The organism is Rummeliibacillus pycnus, from assembly GCF_002884495.1.
GTDB lineage: Bacteria > Bacillota > Bacilli > Bacillales_A > Planococcaceae > Rummeliibacillus > Rummeliibacillus pycnus.
Window position 1 is genome coordinate 624086 of record NZ_KZ614145.1, and the last position, 18101, is coordinate 642186.

Sequence of the window (18101 nt, forward strand, 5' to 3'; positions counted from 1 at the left end):
TATCTATCTTGTATGATTCCATTTATGGGTTACTTTCTTTTCCATCCAAGAAGCTAGTGCAAATAACAGAATGCCCACAATTGTAAGAATAGTGATGGCTGCAAAAACACCTTCAGCATTTAAATTTCCAGACATTCTCCGACTGTAGTAGCCTAACCCTTCACTAGCTCCGAGCCACTCACCGATTGTTGCCCCAACGAGTGCAAAAACTATTGCCATCTTAAACCCTGAGAAAAAAGAGGGGAGGGCCATTGGAATATGTAGCTTTTGAAATATTTGAAAACGAGATGCCCCCATTGAACGTAATAATTCGATATATTCTTTGTCGCATGACTTTAATCCATCATAAGTACCAACCACTATCGGGAAGAAACAGATGAGGATTGTTACGGCAACCTTACTCCAAATGGTATAGCCAAACCACAGCACAAAAATAGGGGAGAGTGCAATGATTGGAATCATTTGTGAAATCACAACTGCAGGATAGAGAATCTTCTCAATTGTTTTTGAAAAGAACATGCAGACAGCTAAAATAACACCCCCGATCACAGCAATGACAAAGCCGATAAGGAATTCAAGCATGGTGGCACTCAAATGTTCCAAGATTAAAGGACGCCAATTATCCATGATCATACGTACGACGTTAGTGGGTGCGGGTATGATAAAGCTTGGAATCTTATCAGTTTGGACGAGCCATTCGATCACACCAAGAAAAATAATTGAAACAATCAAAAAAAGGCTATAAGTTTGCAAAAAATGTTTAATCTGTTTCATTTGAAATTTTCTTCTCCAATTCTTGTCGTAATGTTACGATTTTTTGGGAATGAATCATCTCTGGAATACGAGGTCTTTGAAGCTCTATTGAAATCTCTTCAAGATCATGATTGCGATGTAATAATAGAATACGATCACTTAAGTAGATGGCTTCTTCTAAATCATGTGTGATAAAAATAATTGTTTTGTTTAAATCTTGCCAGATGGATAATAGCCAGGATTGCATTTCTCTTTTCGTTAATGCATCAAGAGCTCCAAATGGTTCATCAAGTAGTAGTACATCTTTGCCTGTTAATAATGCTCGTAAAAATGCAACACGTTGTCTCATGCCACCAGACAACTGCTTAGGAAGCGCATTTTCGTAGTCACTTAATCCAACGCGTTGCAACCACATTCTTGCTTCTTCTTTTGAAATATGTAAGTCTTTTTGAATTTCGGAAGCAAGCATAATATTTTCAAGAATGCTTCGCCAAGGAAGTAGCAGGTCTTTTTGTGGCATGTAGCCGACATCACCAAGGGAAATGTCGTTTTCATTAATTTGAATTTCACCTTCCTCTGGTCGAAGGAGCCCAGTTATCAGTCTTAAAATTGTACTTTTTCCTGTACCGCTTTTTCCGATGATTGAAACAAATTCACCTTGCTGTACTTCCATATTTAAGTGAGAGATGACTTTCTTTTTGCTCTTATTTTCATCTGTAAAACTATACGATACATCTTTTAGAATAAGTGCCATTTTCATATCCTTTCTAAATTAAATCAAATAAAAAACTGCTTTCATGGAATAGAAAGCAGTTTTGACTAGAACATCATACAAATGATGCTAAACTACTTTCCTCCGCTAGAATGATCTAGATCAGGTTCAAAGGGTACAATCTCAGCCGATAGGCGCCCCTAGTAGATGTATTTATTTAATTTTGTTTGCTTAAATGAATTATTTTAGTACACAAAAAAACCACTCGAGGTAGAGTGGGTTACATAACAAATTTCATGAAAGACGACTCACTTCCCTCCGCTAGTTTGAACTAGATCAGGTTCAAAGGGTTTAGAACAAGTTGTTCAGTCTCAGTCCGTATGGGACACCCCTAGTGCTATTTAATTTTCAATATCTAGCATATCATTAAATTTGTTAGATGCAAGGCTTTTCACAAAATTAATATCTGTGAAGGAATTTTCTTCCCAAAAAAAGAATAATTAAAACAACACTTTCTTTATTGTAATAGTGTATTTGGATCCATTTCTTAAATGATTTTCTAGTTAAAAATAAATGAACAATTCAAGTATTCAGATAGTACTTCTTTTCTAGTTTTATTTCTTAGTATGCTGCTTCAGATAGCGCTTTTTTAATAGATACAGCATATACAATACCCTCATTTAATGTTCGTATTTAAATCAAATCTTTGAATGAGGAAATGGATTTATTTGCTAAAAAATTTAAGAAAGGGCATATTCGAAAAAATTCCTGCATAAGTTTTAATTTAACCATATATTTCTTACAGTGTAATGAGAATAGATGAGGAGGGGATACTTTGCTCGTCGATGGTGTGTTTTCAGGTGGAGGTATAAAAGGTTTTGCATTTGTTGGTGCACTTCAAGTGTTAGAGGAAAATGATATTCATTTTGAACGAGTTGCTGGAACGAGTGCAGGAGCCATATTGGCGGCTTTCCTCGCTGCAGGATATACGGTAGATGAAATTGAGACGATGTTAGATGAACTCGATGTGACTACATTTTTAGATCCTCCAAAAACTGTATTACCATTTCCATTTATGAAGTGGATTAATCTCTATTTTAGAATGGGACTATACCAAGGGAAAGCACTCGAAAAATGGTTTTATGAAAAACTTTCGGATAGAAATGTCTATACATTTGATGATTTGCCTACAGGTTCTTTGAAGCTTATTGCATCTGATTTAACAAACGGTACAATGTTGGTCCTTCCAGATGATTTGAGTAAGTATGGAGTGAATCCTGGCACATTTTCGGTTGCTAAAGCTCTTCGAATGAGCTGTGGAGTCCCTTTTTTCTTTCAGCCAGTGAAGTTGAAGGTTTCAAAAGGAGAATCCATTGTTGTCGATGGCGGTGTTTTAAGTAATTTTCCAATATGGCTATTCGAAGATGAAAGTGGTAAGAAGGAACGTCCTGTTCTCGGTTTAAAGTTAAGTAATCCAAGAGAAGATATGGAACCGCACAAAATTAATAATGGACTCAATTTATTTGAAGCCCTTTTTACTACGATGAAAGACGCCCATGACGAGCGTTATATATCACGCATACATGAAAAGAATATAATTTTCATTCCTGTTGAAAATTATAGTGCGACTAAATTTGATCTAGATGATGAAACGAAAGAGCGTTTAATCGAAATAGGGAGAAGTCGCACCACTCAATTTTTGAAAAGTTGGGATGCTACTAGTAATAAAGAGGAATTTAAAGTCTAAACTTGAGATTGGATATTTCCAATCTCTTTTTTTGTGAATTTGGATTTATGATACAATTTAATAGATTTATATATAATGTTGATTTACTAATTTGATATCAGGAGGTGAAAAAATGGAATATAAAATCAATGATATTGTCATAAATTATCAAGTAATTGGACAAGGAAAACCAATTATTATGTTACATGGGTATTCTACAGACCATCGATTAATGACGGGGTGTATGGAAAGGATATTTAGTAACAGAAGCGGTTATAAAAGAATATATTTTGATTTGCCTGGTATGGGAAAATCAAGCAGTGCTGAATGGATTGTCAACTCTGATATTATGCTTGATATCGTTATTCAATTTATAGAAGAAATGATTCCCGATGAGAATTTCTTAATGGTAGGTGAATCCTATGGTGGTTATTTATTAAGGGGAATTGTCAAAATGATGGCAGATAGAGTTGATGGTGTTGCAATAATCTGTCCCTTAATAATAGCCACTCATGAAAAGAGAAATGTTCCACCGCAAGTTGTATTAGTTAAGGATGACCAATTGTTATCAAAATTAAATTCAGAAGATATGAAAAATTTCAACGATAACATGGTTGTACAAAGTGAAAAAATTTATGATCGATACCAAAATGAAATAATGTCTGGTATTAATATTGCGGATGTTCACTTTTTAGAGAGATTTCAAAATAACGGTTATGAATTTTCGTTTGATGTAGATCAAGCGAATATAAAATTTGCTAAACCTTCTCTTATCGTTTTAGGTAGACAGGATTCAAGTGTAGGTTACAAAGATGCCTGGAATATCCTTGAGAACTACCCAAGAGCAACTTTTGCTGTTCTAGATAGAGCGGGCCACAATTTACAAATAGAACAAGAGGAATTATTTAATTCTTTAATGAATGAGTGGTTAATAAGAGTAGAGGAATATTAGATAAAATTTTAGCCAACAGAAGAAGACTAAGAAGTGAAATTAAAAAAGAAATTCAATTATTTAATTAGTTGAAAAATTGCTCTTCGTTAAAAAGAAGAGCAATTTTCTTTAAATCTATGTTTCGGTGACTCTTGTGGGGTTAGCATGAAGCATAGCAAGAGTAATGAAAAAATAAAAATAACTTGATTTAAATGATAATAATATGTTGCTTATGCGTGGAAAGTTTTGAAATATTCGAATACATAAGGTTAATTCAGAAAACGAGCAAAAGTTCACTAATTATATTCACAAAAATGCAGCGAAACCGGTAGTCAATATATCTGTTTATTCAGTTATACTAAGCAAATCTCAAAATTTCTCTTTTGAAATACAACCTAATTCACACCTCTTTTTTTATTTACAAGAGTGAAAATAGATCAACCAATCTTTTTACCAAGAATCACTAAATCTCTCTTCACACCATCTAATTCAGCTACTTCTGGTAGGTGTGCCCATTCTTCAAATTGGAAATTTTTAAAGAGTCGGATACTAGGTTCGTTATGAGCGAAAATGAAGGCTAAAAGATGTTCGATTTTCAATTGAGGACAAGCTTCAATTGCATGTTGTAAGGTGATTTTTCCAAGTCCTTTTCCTCTAAACTCTTCACTTAAATAAATACTTATTTCAGTAGTAGCATCATAAGCGGGTCTTCCGTAAAATGATTGGAAACTAATCCATCCACATATTGCACCATCATATTCGACAACCCACAATGGTCGTTTTGAAGGATTGTGTTCATTAAACCAAGGAAGGCGATCTTCTATGGATACAGGTTCAGTATCCGCAGTGACCATTCGACTTGCAATGGTCGAATTATAGATTTCAACGATTTTTGGTAAATCTTCAATTTGTGCGTCTCTAAATGTTATTTTTCCGTCCATTTAAATGACTCCTCTCTAGATAAGTCCTATGAAAAAGTTATTTCATTTCTTGTTAATAATTTTAGCACTTTTCGATCTATTTACGAATTAAATTTTGTTTTGCATAATGAATTTAGAATGATCGTAAGCATATAATCGTAATTATAGAATTATATTTTGTTTTTATAGGTTTTTATAGAGCATTTTTGAATATTGGTAAGGAGATAAAGAAATGGAATCTTTCGTTCGTAAAGTATTGGATGATTTAGATATTGAAATACTTGACATTTTACAAAGAGATGCACAAGTAAGTAACGCTGAAATTGCGAAGCGTGTTAGTTTGTCACCACCAGCCATACACGCACGGATCAAACGTCTTGAAAAGGAAGGCTATATTCATCAACAAGTTGCGATCTTAAATCAAGAGAAATTGGGATATGAGTTATTAACGTTTATTTTCATCAGTACAAATATTCATCAAGAAAAGGAATTAGGAAAATTAGAGAAAGAGCTTGCAGCTTTACCTGAAATATTAGAATGTCATTGTATTACAGGAGAATTTGATTATCTATTAAAGGTCATTATCAAAGGACGAAGAGAATTAGAAAGTTTTATAAGAAAATTAAATAAGCTGGGACTTACACATATTCAAACAAGCCTAGCACTTAGAGAAGTTAAGTATTCGACAATTTTGCCGATACGAAAAGATTAGGAATTTATGAATCCATCCATTACCTTCTTCGCTTTTTAGGATCAAATGTTACTAATTGTTTTTTCTTCACTTCTTCAAAGAGAACATAGACATTGATTTTGTTTTGATCCACGAACTCAACATCAATCACTTTTCCTTTACGTCCCTTTATTTTAACGGGATCATCAATGAGGGGAATGTTTCTGAGTAATTGACTTAACACAACCGTCTTTTTTTCAATAAAATGCACAGTAAACAACATGAAAAGTCTCCTTCCTATTGTTTTTCAATGTGGAAAATTTCTTGAAGAAAAATCTTTTCTTACAAAAGATAAATTTGCCTTGTCTATTTTATGATGACAATAAAAACAATGAACATTGTCCTAATTACCTATGTAATAGATCTGGTGCAAAAAGGTCTTTATATAAAAATAAAATAGCCTTCATGCTAATAGGCATGAGGGCTATTTAATGTATTATTTGCCATCTATTTTCTAATTACTTAAATTACTTATTCGTATTCTTATTGGAATGCTGCGTTTTGTCATGGTTGGTTTGGTTATTTTTGTTTTTTGCTTTTGAATCCCATTCAGCAGAAAACTCTTCGTATAGGTTATCTTTAGGGTTATTGTTATTACTATTGGTGTCGTCATTACTTAAACTTCTGTAAAGATCGTAAGGATTATGAGTCCGTACATTCATTGTCTTTTTGCTGTTTTTATTGCTCATGGCTATTCACCTCCTAGTGTTTAATGTGCTCAGTAACGGAATGTTTATTCTCCAAGACTTTTTGAATGCGATGTTCAAATACGTATAAAGTGCTTGAAGAAAAACAAACTAGAACTGTGCTTTAAAATTGAACGAGGAGGTACGAGAATGGCAAATCAAAAACAAAATTCTCCAAAACCAGATGATCGATCAAATAATGTAGAACGTATCGATCAAATGATCAAAAATACGAAGGAAAATATCCATAAGGCAGAAATCAGTATGGAATTTTCAAGTCCAGAAGAAGTGCAAAACATTCAAGCGAAAAATAAACGCCGTAAACAATCGATCAATGCGATGGTTGAGGAAAGAAATGACGAGGCTCAAGATCGTAAGAATGGCTATAAATAATGGAATAGAAGGCTAGGGGTTATGATTCCGTAGCTATATGAAATCCTTGTGATGTTATGGTCACAAGGATTTCTTCAATTTGTAAAGTGTGGAGTCGATCACAGGCAACCGCAAATGTATTAAATACGTATACTGAGAAAATACTTTACATAAAATAATTAGCCTTAACGCATAAAGCATTAAGGCTACAGATGAAACGTGTTATTTATTTTTTTGATGGCTCATTAGATTTTTTTCTGCTTTTGCATCCCATTCTGATGCAAACTCAGTTTTTGATTTTTTCTTATTGTTTGGGGTGTCTACTTTTGTTTGCTTTTCATTTGGAAAATTATCATTATGTCGATCATTACCAGTTTTTTTTGTCATGGCTATTCACCTCCCACAGATAATGTGTTCAATTTAGGGTGTTTTATTCTTATAAACATTTAGTTTTTCATCATAAGGCAGTGTTAAATTTTATTGTTGATAATTTAAATAAAAAAAGGGAATCTCTAAGTATAAGATTCCCAATTTATTTAACGAGTGTTACTGCTTTTTTATAAAAAATTCATATCTAATTTTTTGTTTGTAATCTTTTGAAGTTCCTGAATGAAACTAAAATTTATGCCCATCTGGGTCAGTCTATATGTGATGCCCTTCATTACAATTTACAGTGTCAGGACTTTTTTCGGTTAGTTGCAATTGTGATAATTTATATTACATTTATTAATGATCTTTCCTAGGAAGTTCTATGCCTAAATGTTCTAAAATTGCTTTTGTCATAAATTTAGTTGCTTGTATGTCTTTTTCGATAGTATTAATTCTTTTTTCCATATTTTCTATTGTCATCAAAGAAGTGTTTAATGTTTTTTCAGCTAAATCTTCTGTATTTTTGATTCCCTCGAATATGTGGTTTAATTCAGAGGCTGTTTTATTGGTTAGGTCACTTACATTACTAGTTATTTCTTTAACTTCAACGCCTAAACCTTCTTGTAGATCAACAATATTATGTTCAAATAGATCTACTTTTGCATTCGTCTCTTCAATACGTTTGTCCAAATTTACAATGTGCCCCTCTAATTCTTCTGTTGCTATTTTGAATCTACTGAAAAAAGTTGCGCTTTGCTCTTGTAAAAAGATATTTAACAATCTACTGCGATTAAGAGGAAGGTTTCTTCCATCTCCGCGGATTAAGTACGTACCTTTAAATGTAGAATAGGGTTTATGCTCGCCACTCGGTATTTCAATTCTATAGAATGGAGCATCTCCCTCATTTTCAACGTAAATTTCAACATCTACTGAAGGCTGACAATCACTTGCTTTATTTAAAATCGTGAGCTTTTCTTTGTCACCTATCGTACAGCCAACTACTTTACCAATTTGTTGACCATTTTCATTTATCGATTCGTCAACCCCTACTAAAATAGCACCACCTTTTGAGGAATTCGCAAAAGCGACTAAATCATCCACGCTTAAACCTTTTAGATTCCTCTTATAATCGACGTCATACCCTTCCTCTTTATTTAAAAGTATACTTGCACGTTCACTTATTTTATTTCTGCTCATTTTTAAATCCTCCTGGATATCTCCTAGATATAATTATAAAACAAAAAAGAAAATTATAAATAATTTTAATATTATAATCATCTTACGTTTTTACGGAAACTGTTTGGCATAATGCTTATTTTTAATAAATCGAACATCTAATCAGTTAACACACCGTATAAGAGATTAAGAGAAGAATAATATGGTTACATGAATACGTAACGTTATGATTTAAGTTAACGAGTATTTTGTATCATGTATATTTGCAAAATTTGATGATATATGTAGAATTATGTTGAATTTCAGAAAATTTATATGTATGCTAAAAAAGCACTAATCATAATTTTAGTGTATAGGACTAACGGGAAAAATTTGTAATGCAACACGTTTGAAAAAGTTATTTTTGAAGTAAAAGAGAAGAATTAGAGAAGAGGATGCTTAGTGGGGAAATTCTTTAGAAGTTTAGGAAATTTAAAAACAAAATTAACCGTTGCTTTTTTGATTATCTTAATTATTCCTTCCATTAGTATAGGGTTTCAGGCTTATTCAACTGCTAAAAAAGCAGTCAAAGAAGAAATGCTGACTGGTTTTGCAAAAACAACAAGTGTATTAAATATGTCTATTGATAATACCGTAAAACCCAAAATACATGATATAGGGTATTTTGCCAAAGATATTACCTCAAAGAGTTTCAAGGGAGATAAAAGTCTTAAATTAGGACAACAATTTGATCAGTATGCTCAATTACATCCTGAAGTTTTAAGTATTTATGTGGGCAGTAATACGGGAGTTTTAATTCGAAAACCCAAAATAACAATGCCCTCAGGCTATGATCCAAGAGAAAGAGATTGGTTTAAAGCTGCAATGAGTAAACAAGGAGAAGCTGTTGTATCAGAACCTTATCAAGATGCAGGCACAAAAGAATGGTGTATTACTGTTTCTCAAACGATTAATGACGGGGCAGGCGTTGTAGCTGTTGATATCCATCTAAGTCATTTACAAGAACTTGTTGGGAAAGTTAAGTTAGGTAATTCAGGTTACGCCTTTCTTTTAGATCAAAATAGAAAATACATAGCACACCCTACTATTAAAGGAGGAAGTGAAGCAAAAGATTCCTTTTTTGATCAAGTCTACAAAAAAGATGCCGGACAATTAGATTATGTGTATAAAGGTCAAGATAAAATAATGGCCTTTGATACAAATAAATTAACGGGGTGGAAATTAGCAGGAGCTGTTCCTGCATCAGAGATTAGTGCAGCAGCTGCACCAATTTTCCTAAATACGGTTCTGGTCATCGTAATTGCTTTAATTATTGGAGCTATAGCTGTTTTCTTCATTATTAAATCGATCTTACGTCCTTTAAGAAAACTAAAGGAAAATGCCATTACGATTAGTAAAGGAGATTTGACGAAAGAAATTAACGTACAAACCAAAGATGAAATTGGACAGTTAGGACAAGCATTTCATGAGATGCAAATTAGCCTTATTAGTTTAGTGAAAGAAGTAGACCAGAATGCAGAACTGGTTGCTTCTTCTGCAGAAGAATTAACGGCTAGTGCAGAACAAACAAGTGCTGCTACAGAACAAGTTGCCACTGCTATTCATGAAGTATCAAGTAGTGCGGAGAAACAAACGGATGGCATCAATAAAAATACGGAATCCTTACAAGAAGTTTCTCAAGGTGTAACGCAAATTGCAGAAAATTCTATGAAAGTTTCAGAGCTAGCTTATCGTACAACCACACAAGCAGAAGAAGGTGGTCAAGCCGTTTCGAATACTGTTAACCAAATGAACTCAATCCATAAATCTGTAATAGAGTCCAATGCGATGATAGAATCATTAAATGAACGTTCTAAAGAGGTTAACTCCATTTTAGATGTAATTACAGGAATAGCAGATCAAACAAATCTGCTTGCTTTAAATGCGGCAATCGAAGCAGCAAGAGCGGGGGAACATGGTAAAGGCTTTGCAGTTGTAGCAGATGAAGTACGAAAATTAGCTGAACAATCTCAACAATCGGCAAAAGAAATTCATGAAATTGTTCAAAGAATCCAAAAAGACACAGAAGGTACTGTTCAAATCATGGGTCGCGTTACAGATGATGTGCAGACTGGAGTACAAGTATCAACCGAAGCAATCGAGAAATTCGATCAAATTCTCCAAAGTACAAAAGAAATGACTCCACAAATGGAAGACGTTTCTGCAATCGCACAACAGATGTCTGCCTCTCTTCAAGAGATTAGTGCCACAGCACACGAATTATCTAGTATTGCCGAAACAAATGCCGCAACCTCAGAAGAAGTAGCTGCATCAACACAAGAGCAATTGGCTTCAATGGAAGAAATCTCTTCATCAGCCCAATCTCTTTCAGCAATGGCAGAAACATTAAAGCATTTAATAGCAAAATTTAAATATTAAAAGATTGTACTTAACAAACATTCAAACAAATAAAATAACAATTGGCTTCGTTCTTATCACAGGAACGAGGCCTTTTTAATAGGTCATTCAAATAGAGATGTCTAATTCTAAGACGCAAAATGTTATGAACGCAAATACAATTTGGATAGTCGCAAATAAAGTGATTGAAGTTGCAAATAAATAACGACAAAACTCAAATTTAGTATGGGAAATAATTTAGCCTGAATACATCAATTTAAACAATAAAGAGATGAAAACTGATGTATAAAGCAAACAAAGAAAAACAAACTATAACAGTAATTTTAAAATACATCTTTGGAGGCTAAGTCATGTCAAATCAAAATACACCAAAACCAGATGATCGATCAGATAATGTTGAACGCTTGCAAGAAATGGCTAAACATACAAAAAAGAATATAAAAGAAGCAGAAATAAGCATGGAATTTGCAGGTCCAGACGAAGCAAGGAAAATTAAGGAAAAAAACGAGCGACGAGAAAAAGCACTTGATGCATTTATCGCTGAAATGAAGGACGAAGCAGAGGCTCGTAAAAAAGGGCTTAAATAAGAAATCATGTGAATGAAAGCTGTGATGAAAGTGTTTTACACACTTTGATACAGCTTTTTTAATTTTGTTAATTGTATAAAGTGAACAAAGAAAAACAAACTAATACTGCAATAAAAATAATTTTGGAGGGACTCAGCATGAAAGATAAATTTCGTGGAATACATCGTCCAGATACTAATGATCGATCAACAAGTGGGTTAAGAATTCAAAGTATGATTGAAAATACAAAAAAGAATATTCGGGAAGCTGAAATCAGTATGGAATTTGCCGGCAAGGAAGAACTCGAGCACCTACAAGAAAAAAACCAACGTCGTAAAAGAGAAATCATGATAAAAGAAAAGGAAATAGCAGATAAAGCGGCACAAAAGGCTTGGGAAAATAGTTTTAAGTAGCAGGAAAGAAGCTGTGATGTTATATCACAGCTTTACTTTTTATTGGAAGAGCACTTTTTGGTGATCAATTAAAGACGTATGGATTGGAACGATTTGCATTATAAAAAAATTTCAGGAATACATAATAGAAATTTAAATGATATAATTTGATTTAATGTATATTGTTGGTAGGTGAAATGCATGCAGTTATTTATCTTAGTTCTTTTATTAGTATTTTCATATGATTTTACAAGGTTAAAAATACAAAATAAAACAATGATTGAACAAAATGAAAGAATGATTACTCTACTAGAAGAAATAAAAAATAAGAATAACGAAAAGCCTTAATGCATATTGTCATCAAGGCTTTTTTATTCAAATATTTATTTATCTACTTTGTCTTTTGATTGTTTATTGATATTTTCGATAGCATTTTCTCGCCACTCAGCAGCAAATTCTGCCCTAAAGTTATCGGGGTTATTATAAGGGTTATTCGTAGATCTCGTATCTTTTACGCTCTTAAAATTGCTGTTATGATTCTTTTTGTTTTTCGGTTTATAGCCATTTTGTTTTGGCATGGTGTTCACCTCCCAAAGATAATTTGCTCAAATCAAAGGATTTTATGCTCTAACGCTTAGTGAATAAAATAAACAATAAACAGAGTAATGTAATACTACTTTAAATGTTGTTAGCTATTTGAAAGTGAAATTTAAAAATTATCCTTCAATAGTAAAAGGAGCTGTTTTCATTCTTTCAATTTAAAAATGAAAAAATAAGATAAATAGCTTATATTCTTCAATACATTTCGACTAATTATATTTATTTTAAATTACAAATATTAACAAAATATTGGTAATTATAGAATGTATACGTTCCAGAATATTAAAAAAAGGTAAGGATCATATGTGCTGATATTTTTCAAAATAGTACTTTTGAACACCTTATTAAAAACTTTGTCTGGAAGATAAACAAGAGATTTAGAATATAAGGATTTAGAGAGCTTCTTCAAATTTTGAATTCTCAAATTGATTAATATATAAGTATAACTTTTATTGACCAGTATTATCCACCTTTCCTAAAATGTTATTATTGAAATTTTTAACATTCAAGGGAACTATCATTCATAAATGGTGAATTGTCCAAAATGGGGTGGAGAAGTACGTGAAATTATTATATGAGGATGCCAAATGGAAAAAAGTAGCCTTAGCACTGCAGAATGTCAATGAAGCACATAAGTATGACAACAAATACGAGGATGCAGATGAGTTATTTAAAGATTCAAAGAACGAGATTTCTGAAAAAGATGTCGATCATGCAATCTCTTTTAATCCTCAAGTTTATCAACCAGAGGCAAAGCCAATTCGCCAAGACTATAAAAAACTGTATGATTATGCCAAAGGAATTGGTAAAATTATAGATGAAAAAGTAGATAGCCCTTTTTATAAATCCATTGATGGATATATACAAAAGATGGTGGACTTTAATGTAACGTCTTACAGTACAACCAATACGATTAACGTTCAAGAAGGATTCTTATTTTCAGGTGCGAAAGAGAAAATTACCCTAAATGATTTATACGAAGCCAATTCAACTTACTCCGCAAAACTGAAAACGGAGTATGAGGCATGGAAACTCCAAAATCCTAATGAAAAAGCATCAAAAGAAGATTATCGCCAAGCCGCTTTAAACAGTGGGGCTTTTGCATATGAAGGAATTCGAGCAGGACAGGAGAAGAAAGAGTTTTGGTATAATCTAATTGCAGCTGGCGTTGTGATTGGATTGTCCATTGTTTGTCCGCCAGCAGGACTAGCCGCAGGTGCTGTTTATACAGCCATAGATCTTGCGGGAGCTGCCAAAGGAAAAGACCTCATCTCCGGAAGAAAACTTTCCGATAATGAACGACTGACACGAGGCGTCTTTGCGATCGCACCAGGAGTAGGGGGACTCGCCGTAAAATCCCTATTAAAGAATGTCCCAGCACTAGCCAATGTTCTGAAAACAACTACTAAAACAATAGATGATGCCGTCAAACCGCTTAAAAACACCATTGACGGAGTAAAAACGAAATCAAAAGCCGTGTATGCGACTGTGGTGAGTAACGCTAAAAAACTAGGTGGTCAGCATGTAGATCAACTCAAATACGCCCTGTCCCATCCAGTAGGTGCCACAGTGACCTCAAAAACAGGACAAAAAACAATTCGAGGATCTGCAAAATTTATCGATAACGCCTTACGACCAGTTGAAGTTCGAACCGTGCAAACAACAGCAGGTAACAAGGTATTTGCAGGAATTGGACGAGGCGAATCGACTGGTAAGTTAGCAGAGAAAGCTGATAGTTATATAGCCATCAAGCAGGTGGAGAAGGATGCTTTAAAGGGTACGGGTAATACTGTAAGCGATTATCTAGATAATATAATCAAGAATGGTAATGTCGATGCCGATAAATTGAATAAGCTTAAAAATACTATTCAAAATAATACTTTTAGTAAAGATGAGTTGGCTGAAATAAGTAAAAAGATGTCTGATTTAGGCATTGCTAAAGAGTATAATGAAGCATTAATTAAAATTGATTTTGGTAAGTATCTTAAAGGACTAATTGGTGACCCACCTGCTAATATGATAAATCCACATGCACATCATATTTTATTTAAAAAGGGTTTAGGTGAGGCTCAACAAAAACTTGTTCAAGAGGGTCAAGAATTATTAAGGAAGTATGGTATTGACCCTATAATTGGTGAAGAAAATTTAGTTTGGGCACCGAATAGAATTGCCGGACAACATAGTATTGAAGCTTTAGAGAATGTTATAAATCAATTGAAAGCAGTTGATGCTGCAGGTGCAGATGTAGATGATATTATTGAAATACTAGAAGACCTTGGAAAACAAGCTGCTTCTAGGAAATAGAAGTTAAAGGAGAAATTAATATGGATAAGACTAAATTTGCAAAAGATATTAGAAATGCCATAAAAATTGGTCAATTGGATACTTTAAGAGATTTGCTTGAGAAAGAGCCAGAAATGTTAACATGGATGACTCCTTTTGGTACTTGGTTACATGTAGCGGCAGCTCATGGACATTTCGAGATAGTAGAATATCTTATTAATGCAGGAATAGATATTAATGCACAAGGTGGAACTTTCTCTACAAATGCTCTTGAAAGAGCGACTACAAAAGGACATTTAGATATTGCTAAATATCTAATTAGTCAGAATGTAGAGATTGATATTAGTGAACCAGATAGAAATCCTCTGTTTGCAGCAATATACGGTGGGCATTTTGAGATTGTTAAATTATTAGTTGAGAACAATATAGATATATCTATAAAATACTCTGGTGACACCATGAAAGATATGGATGCTTATGCATTTGCTATTGAAAGAGGGCAATTAGAAATTGCTGAATATTTAAAGCAGAAGATGGATGAAAAAGAATAGGTTTTAAAAAGTCGATACTCCATGATGGTTGTACCATCATGGGGTACAATGTGCAATGATAGAATAGAAAAAGAAGTACGAGCTTAGGAGAGATGACATTTTACTGGGTGATGAATATAAACACATGGAATGGACATAAAACTAACGAACTCGTACAAATTCGTAAGTTTTAACGTAGTAGTTGTCATGAAAGACAATAGGTGTCATACTGTTACTATAAAACTTACAAATTTATACTTAAAAACAGATGAACTTAAAGCACTTGATTGTCGATTAAAGGCAACAAGTGCTTTTTGTTTTTTGTGAGAAATATAAGCTTTAGACGATATAATAAATGCTATTGAAAATTCATAACTTATGATGGTTGTACCATCAAAGCATTATGTTTTAATACTTGGATAGCATGAAATGTAAGATAACCTGGCGAGATGACATTTTACATGGTAGAGGGACTTATGACACGGCATTGACAATAAACTAACGAGATTGTGCAAGCTCGTGGCGATAAACAATGGGTAACGTGAAAGGGTGTTCTTTTACTGCTTTGGATTAAAAATTTTGGGTTGTAATATTACTAGAGACGGTCGTATAATACTCGCTATTCGTTTAAAAACGTTACGAAAATTACAATTTATGTAACGGGAGGGTAAAAAGTTGAACGTTGTAGGGTATATACGAGTGTCGACCCAAGGACAAGCTAGAGACGGATATAGTTTGAAATATCAAGAAGAGGAAATTCAAGCATACTGTAAAGCACAGGGGTTTAACTTGATACATGTTTTTAGAGATGAAGGAATCAGTGGTGCAAAACTGAATGAAGAAGCACTGGAAATAGACAGGGTGGGCTTACAGGAAATGTTGGCTCACCTTTCTTCTGTCCAAATTGATAATGTGGTAGTGCTGAATACAAGCCGATTATGGCGGTCGGATATTGTAAAGGTGCTGAATACAAGCCGATTATGGCGGTCGGATATTGTAAAGGTGCTGATACAACGAGAGTTGAAGAAATATGGCTGTGATATTAAAAGTATTGAACAGCCCTCGTACAGTATCCATAAAAAAGACCCCAATGACTTTTTGGTAAACGGCCTAATGGAATTATTAGACCAATATCAACGACTTGAAATTGCATTTAAGCTAACGAAAGGTAGAAATAAGAAGGCAAAGGAAGGTGGGTATGCAGGAGGAAGGGCAACATTTGGCTATACAAAACAAAAGGGTGAAAAGGAACTAAAGATACATACCGGTCATGCAGAAGTAGTTAAACGGTTGTTTGAGATTAAACAGTTACATAGAAAATGGTCACTGTCTCGATTGGCAAAAGCATTAAATGAGGAAGGTTTTAGAACAACTCAAGGTAAAATGTTTACCAAAGTACAAGTGAAACGCATTTTAGACCGAGAAAGCTTTTACCAAGGAATATATACATACGGACAAATACAAGCAAATGGTAAGCATCAAGCAATTATTTAACAGACTAACTTAAAAAAGGCTCGCATTTTCTTATAAATTACTTTGTAGCGATGAAAATGGATAGGCTTTCGTACCAATGTGCACTGGAAGGTGAACGCTCGAACTAAGGTTGCCGGCATTTTTATTCAATTGAGTAGGAGGATGAGCTAAATGCATGAAAGACAGAAATACTTGTATATAGGTGTGGATTTACATAAACACCACCATACGGCTGTTATTATTAATTGTTGGCAAGAGAAGCTGGGAGAAATACAGTTTGAAAACAAACCATCTGCATTTTCAAAGTTCTTATTAGATGTTGATAAGTTAGTTGATGATGGATTGACCCCTGTATTTGGCTTAGAAGACGTTGGAGGCTATGGAAGAGCGTTGGCACAGTTTTTAACCGACCATGGACAGGTCGTAAAAGAAGTAAACCCAGCACTTTCATACGCTGAACGAAAAAGCCATATGTCTACACAAAAGAGTGATAGCTGGGATGCAGAATGTGTAGCACGTATACTTGTAAATAAGCTTGACCTATTACCAGACGCTAAACCACATGATTTATATTGGTCGATACAACAATTAGTTACAAGGAGAAATGCATTGGTAAAAGCCCAAGGTGCATTAAAGAACCAACTGCACATTCAATTGAGTCACCACTATCCAAGCTATAAGAAGTTTTTCTCAGAAATAGATGGAAAAACGGCATTGGCATTTTGGGAACATTACCCTTCACCGTCTTGTTTAGAAGGTGTAAGTGTGAAGCAATTGACCATATTTTTATTAGAGGCAAGTAACAATACATGTTCAGTGAAAAAAGCAAGTGAAATAATGAAGCTTGTTAAAGAAGATGGGAACACGGTAAAAGAGTACCAAGAAACAAGAGACTTTCTAGTAAGAAGTATTGTCAGAGACATTTTGTTTAAAAAGCAGGAAATAAACTATGTAGAAAAAGAATTAAAAGAGTTAATGAGTTTACTAGACTTTCAATTGAATACAATGCCAGGTATTGAACTCGTAACAGCATCAGCATTAATTGCAGAGATTGGTGATATAAGACGTTTTCCAAATGCCAACAAATTAGCAAGATTTGCGGGTATTGCGCCTGTTTACTTTGGGTCTGGTGGGAAAGGTAAGGAACAAAAAAGCAAACAGGGAAATCGGGTGCTACATGGTTTATTTTATAATTTGGCAGTACAGCAAGTGCAAGTGGCGAAAGGAAGTAAACTGCCCAGAAACCCAGTATTTTATGCTTACTACCAACGAAAACAAAAAGAAGGTAAAACAAAGGGGCAAGCATTGGTTTGTATTATGAGAAGACTAGTGAATATTGTTTATGGGATGATGAAGTACAAAACAGCCTATGAATTACCGTTAATAAAAGAGAAGGAAGTAGTTTAATAAGGTTATAAACGGGTGACTTTTTTTATTTAAGTTTTTAAGATTACAACATAGGGTACGGGTGAAACCATATCTAAA

General features: G+C 33.8%; 20 protein-coding genes and 2 riboswitches. Of the genes, 12 read left to right on the forward strand and 8 right to left on the reverse strand.

Annotated features, from left to right (window positions below):
• Nucleotides 1–3 precede the first annotated feature (3 nt).
• Nucleotides 4–774 (reverse strand): ABC transporter permease, encoded by a 771-nt coding sequence (locus tag CEF14_RS03145; protein WP_102691511.1) that lies wholly within the window; start codon nucleotides 772–774, stop codon nucleotides 4–6.
• Nucleotides 761–1507 carry an ABC transporter ATP-binding protein gene (locus CEF14_RS03150; protein ID WP_102691512.1) on the reverse strand — a complete coding sequence of 249 codons (747 nt, stop codon included), beginning with the start codon at nucleotides 1505–1507 and terminating at the stop codon, nucleotides 761–763. The genes CEF14_RS03145 and CEF14_RS03150 overlap by 14 nt, the downstream gene beginning before the upstream one ends.
• A gap of 80 nt (nucleotides 1508–1587) precedes the next feature.
• A riboswitch (TPP riboswitch) is annotated at nucleotides 1588–1677 on the reverse strand.
• Between the two features lie 84 nt (nucleotides 1678–1761).
• Nucleotides 1762–1868, reverse strand: a riboswitch (TPP riboswitch).
• 432 nt (nucleotides 1869–2300) lie between these two features.
• Between CEF14_RS03150 and CEF14_RS03155 the strand changes: the two genes are divergently transcribed.
• Nucleotides 2301–3212 carry a patatin-like phospholipase family protein gene (locus CEF14_RS03155; protein WP_102691513.1) on the forward strand — a complete coding sequence of 304 codons (912 nt, stop codon included), beginning with the start codon at nucleotides 2301–2303 and terminating at the stop codon, nucleotides 3210–3212.
• A gap of 112 nt (nucleotides 3213–3324) precedes the next feature.
• Nucleotides 3325–4143: an alpha/beta fold hydrolase gene (locus CEF14_RS03160; protein WP_102691514.1), complete on the forward strand. Its 819-nt coding sequence runs from the start codon at nucleotides 3325–3327 to the stop codon at nucleotides 4141–4143.
• 416 nt (nucleotides 4144–4559) lie between these two features.
• Here the strand turns inward: CEF14_RS03160 and CEF14_RS03165 are convergent, their stop codons facing one another.
• The gene (locus CEF14_RS03165) at nucleotides 4560–5063 is read right to left on the reverse strand and encodes a GNAT family N-acetyltransferase (protein ID WP_102691515.1); all 504 of its coding nucleotides are present in this window, start codon (nucleotides 5061–5063) and stop codon (nucleotides 4560–4562) included.
• Between the two features lie 211 nt (nucleotides 5064–5274).
• On the opposite strand from CEF14_RS03165, the gene CEF14_RS03170 reads away from it, so the two are divergent.
• Nucleotides 5275–5754 carry an Lrp/AsnC family transcriptional regulator gene (locus CEF14_RS03170; protein WP_102691516.1) on the forward strand — a complete coding sequence of 160 codons (480 nt, stop codon included), beginning with the start codon at nucleotides 5275–5277 and terminating at the stop codon, nucleotides 5752–5754.
• Between the two features lie 19 nt (nucleotides 5755–5773).
• Here the strand turns inward: CEF14_RS03170 and CEF14_RS03175 are convergent, their stop codons facing one another.
• Both CEF14_RS03175 and CEF14_RS03180 read right to left on the reverse strand, forming a co-directional pair.
• The gene (locus CEF14_RS03175) at nucleotides 5774–5995 is read right to left on the reverse strand and encodes a hypothetical protein (RefSeq protein ID WP_170061423.1); all 222 of its coding nucleotides are present in this window, start codon (nucleotides 5993–5995) and stop codon (nucleotides 5774–5776) included.
• Between the two features lie 244 nt (nucleotides 5996–6239).
• Complete coding sequence (locus CEF14_RS03180; protein ID WP_102691517.1) at nucleotides 6240–6461, reverse strand: hypothetical protein; 222 nt, start codon at nucleotides 6459–6461, stop codon at nucleotides 6240–6242.
• 147 nt (nucleotides 6462–6608) lie between these two features.
• Between CEF14_RS03180 and tlp (CEF14_RS03185) the strand changes: the two genes are divergently transcribed.
• Nucleotides 6609–6851 carry a small acid-soluble spore protein Tlp gene (gene tlp, locus CEF14_RS03185; RefSeq protein ID WP_102691518.1) on the forward strand — a complete coding sequence of 81 codons (243 nt, stop codon included), beginning with the start codon at nucleotides 6609–6611 and terminating at the stop codon, nucleotides 6849–6851.
• A 201-nt stretch (nucleotides 6852–7052) separates the two neighbouring features.
• On the opposite strand, the gene CEF14_RS18885 is transcribed toward tlp (CEF14_RS03185), so the two are convergent.
• Together CEF14_RS18885 and CEF14_RS03190 are read right to left on the reverse strand one after the other, a co-directional pair.
• Nucleotides 7053–7217, reverse strand: coding sequence for a hypothetical protein (locus tag CEF14_RS18885; RefSeq protein WP_170061424.1), 165 nt, complete (start codon nucleotides 7215–7217; stop codon nucleotides 7053–7055).
• 339 nt (nucleotides 7218–7556) lie between these two features.
• Nucleotides 7557–8396, reverse strand: coding sequence for an AlbA family DNA-binding domain-containing protein (locus tag CEF14_RS03190; protein WP_102691519.1), 840 nt, complete (start codon nucleotides 8394–8396; stop codon nucleotides 7557–7559).
• Nucleotides 8397–8816: 420 nt separating this feature from the next.
• On the opposite strand from CEF14_RS03190, the gene CEF14_RS03195 reads away from it, so the two are divergent.
• The 4 genes from CEF14_RS03195 (at nucleotide 8817) to CEF14_RS18890 (ending at nucleotide 12078) form a co-directional block, all read left to right on the forward strand.
• Nucleotides 8817–10793, forward strand: a complete 1977-nt coding sequence (locus CEF14_RS03195; RefSeq protein WP_102691520.1) for a methyl-accepting chemotaxis protein — start codon at nucleotides 8817–8819, stop codon at nucleotides 10791–10793.
• Between the two features lie 329 nt (nucleotides 10794–11122).
• Nucleotides 11123–11359: a small acid-soluble spore protein Tlp gene (tlp, locus tag CEF14_RS03200; RefSeq protein ID WP_102691521.1), complete on the forward strand. Its 237-nt coding sequence runs from the start codon at nucleotides 11123–11125 to the stop codon at nucleotides 11357–11359.
• Between the two features lie 137 nt (nucleotides 11360–11496).
• On the forward strand, nucleotides 11497–11751 hold the full coding sequence (locus CEF14_RS03205; RefSeq protein ID WP_102691522.1) for a small acid-soluble spore protein Tlp: 255 nt from the start codon (nucleotides 11497–11499) through the stop codon (nucleotides 11749–11751).
• Nucleotides 11752–11931: 180 nt separating this feature from the next.
• Entirely contained in the window at nucleotides 11932–12078 is a 147-nt protein-coding gene (locus tag CEF14_RS18890; RefSeq protein WP_170061425.1) for a hypothetical protein, read from the forward strand.
• A gap of 35 nt (nucleotides 12079–12113) precedes the next feature.
• Here the strand turns inward: CEF14_RS18890 and CEF14_RS03210 are convergent, their stop codons facing one another.
• Nucleotides 12114–12308 (reverse strand): hypothetical protein, encoded by a 195-nt coding sequence (locus tag CEF14_RS03210; protein WP_102691523.1) that lies wholly within the window; start codon nucleotides 12306–12308, stop codon nucleotides 12114–12116.
• A 583-nt stretch (nucleotides 12309–12891) separates the two neighbouring features.
• Here CEF14_RS03210 and CEF14_RS03215 point away from each other — a divergent pair.
• The 4 genes from CEF14_RS03215 (at nucleotide 12892) to CEF14_RS03230 (ending at nucleotide 18023) form a co-directional block, all read left to right on the forward strand.
• Complete coding sequence (locus tag CEF14_RS03215) at nucleotides 12892–14634, forward strand: pre-toxin TG domain-containing protein (RefSeq protein WP_102691524.1); 1743 nt, start codon at nucleotides 12892–12894, stop codon at nucleotides 14632–14634.
• A 20-nt stretch (nucleotides 14635–14654) separates the two neighbouring features.
• On the forward strand, nucleotides 14655–15164 hold the full coding sequence (locus CEF14_RS03220) for an ankyrin repeat domain-containing protein (protein WP_102691525.1): 510 nt from the start codon (nucleotides 14655–14657) through the stop codon (nucleotides 15162–15164).
• A 654-nt stretch (nucleotides 15165–15818) separates the two neighbouring features.
• Nucleotides 15819–16637 (forward strand): recombinase family protein, encoded by an 819-nt coding sequence (locus CEF14_RS03225; protein WP_102691526.1) that lies wholly within the window; start codon nucleotides 15819–15821, stop codon nucleotides 16635–16637.
• A 150-nt stretch (nucleotides 16638–16787) separates the two neighbouring features.
• Nucleotides 16788–18023: an IS110 family RNA-guided transposase gene (locus tag CEF14_RS03230; protein ID WP_102691527.1), complete on the forward strand. Its 1236-nt coding sequence runs from the start codon at nucleotides 16788–16790 to the stop codon at nucleotides 18021–18023.
• Nucleotides 18024–18101: the final 78 nt, after the last annotated feature.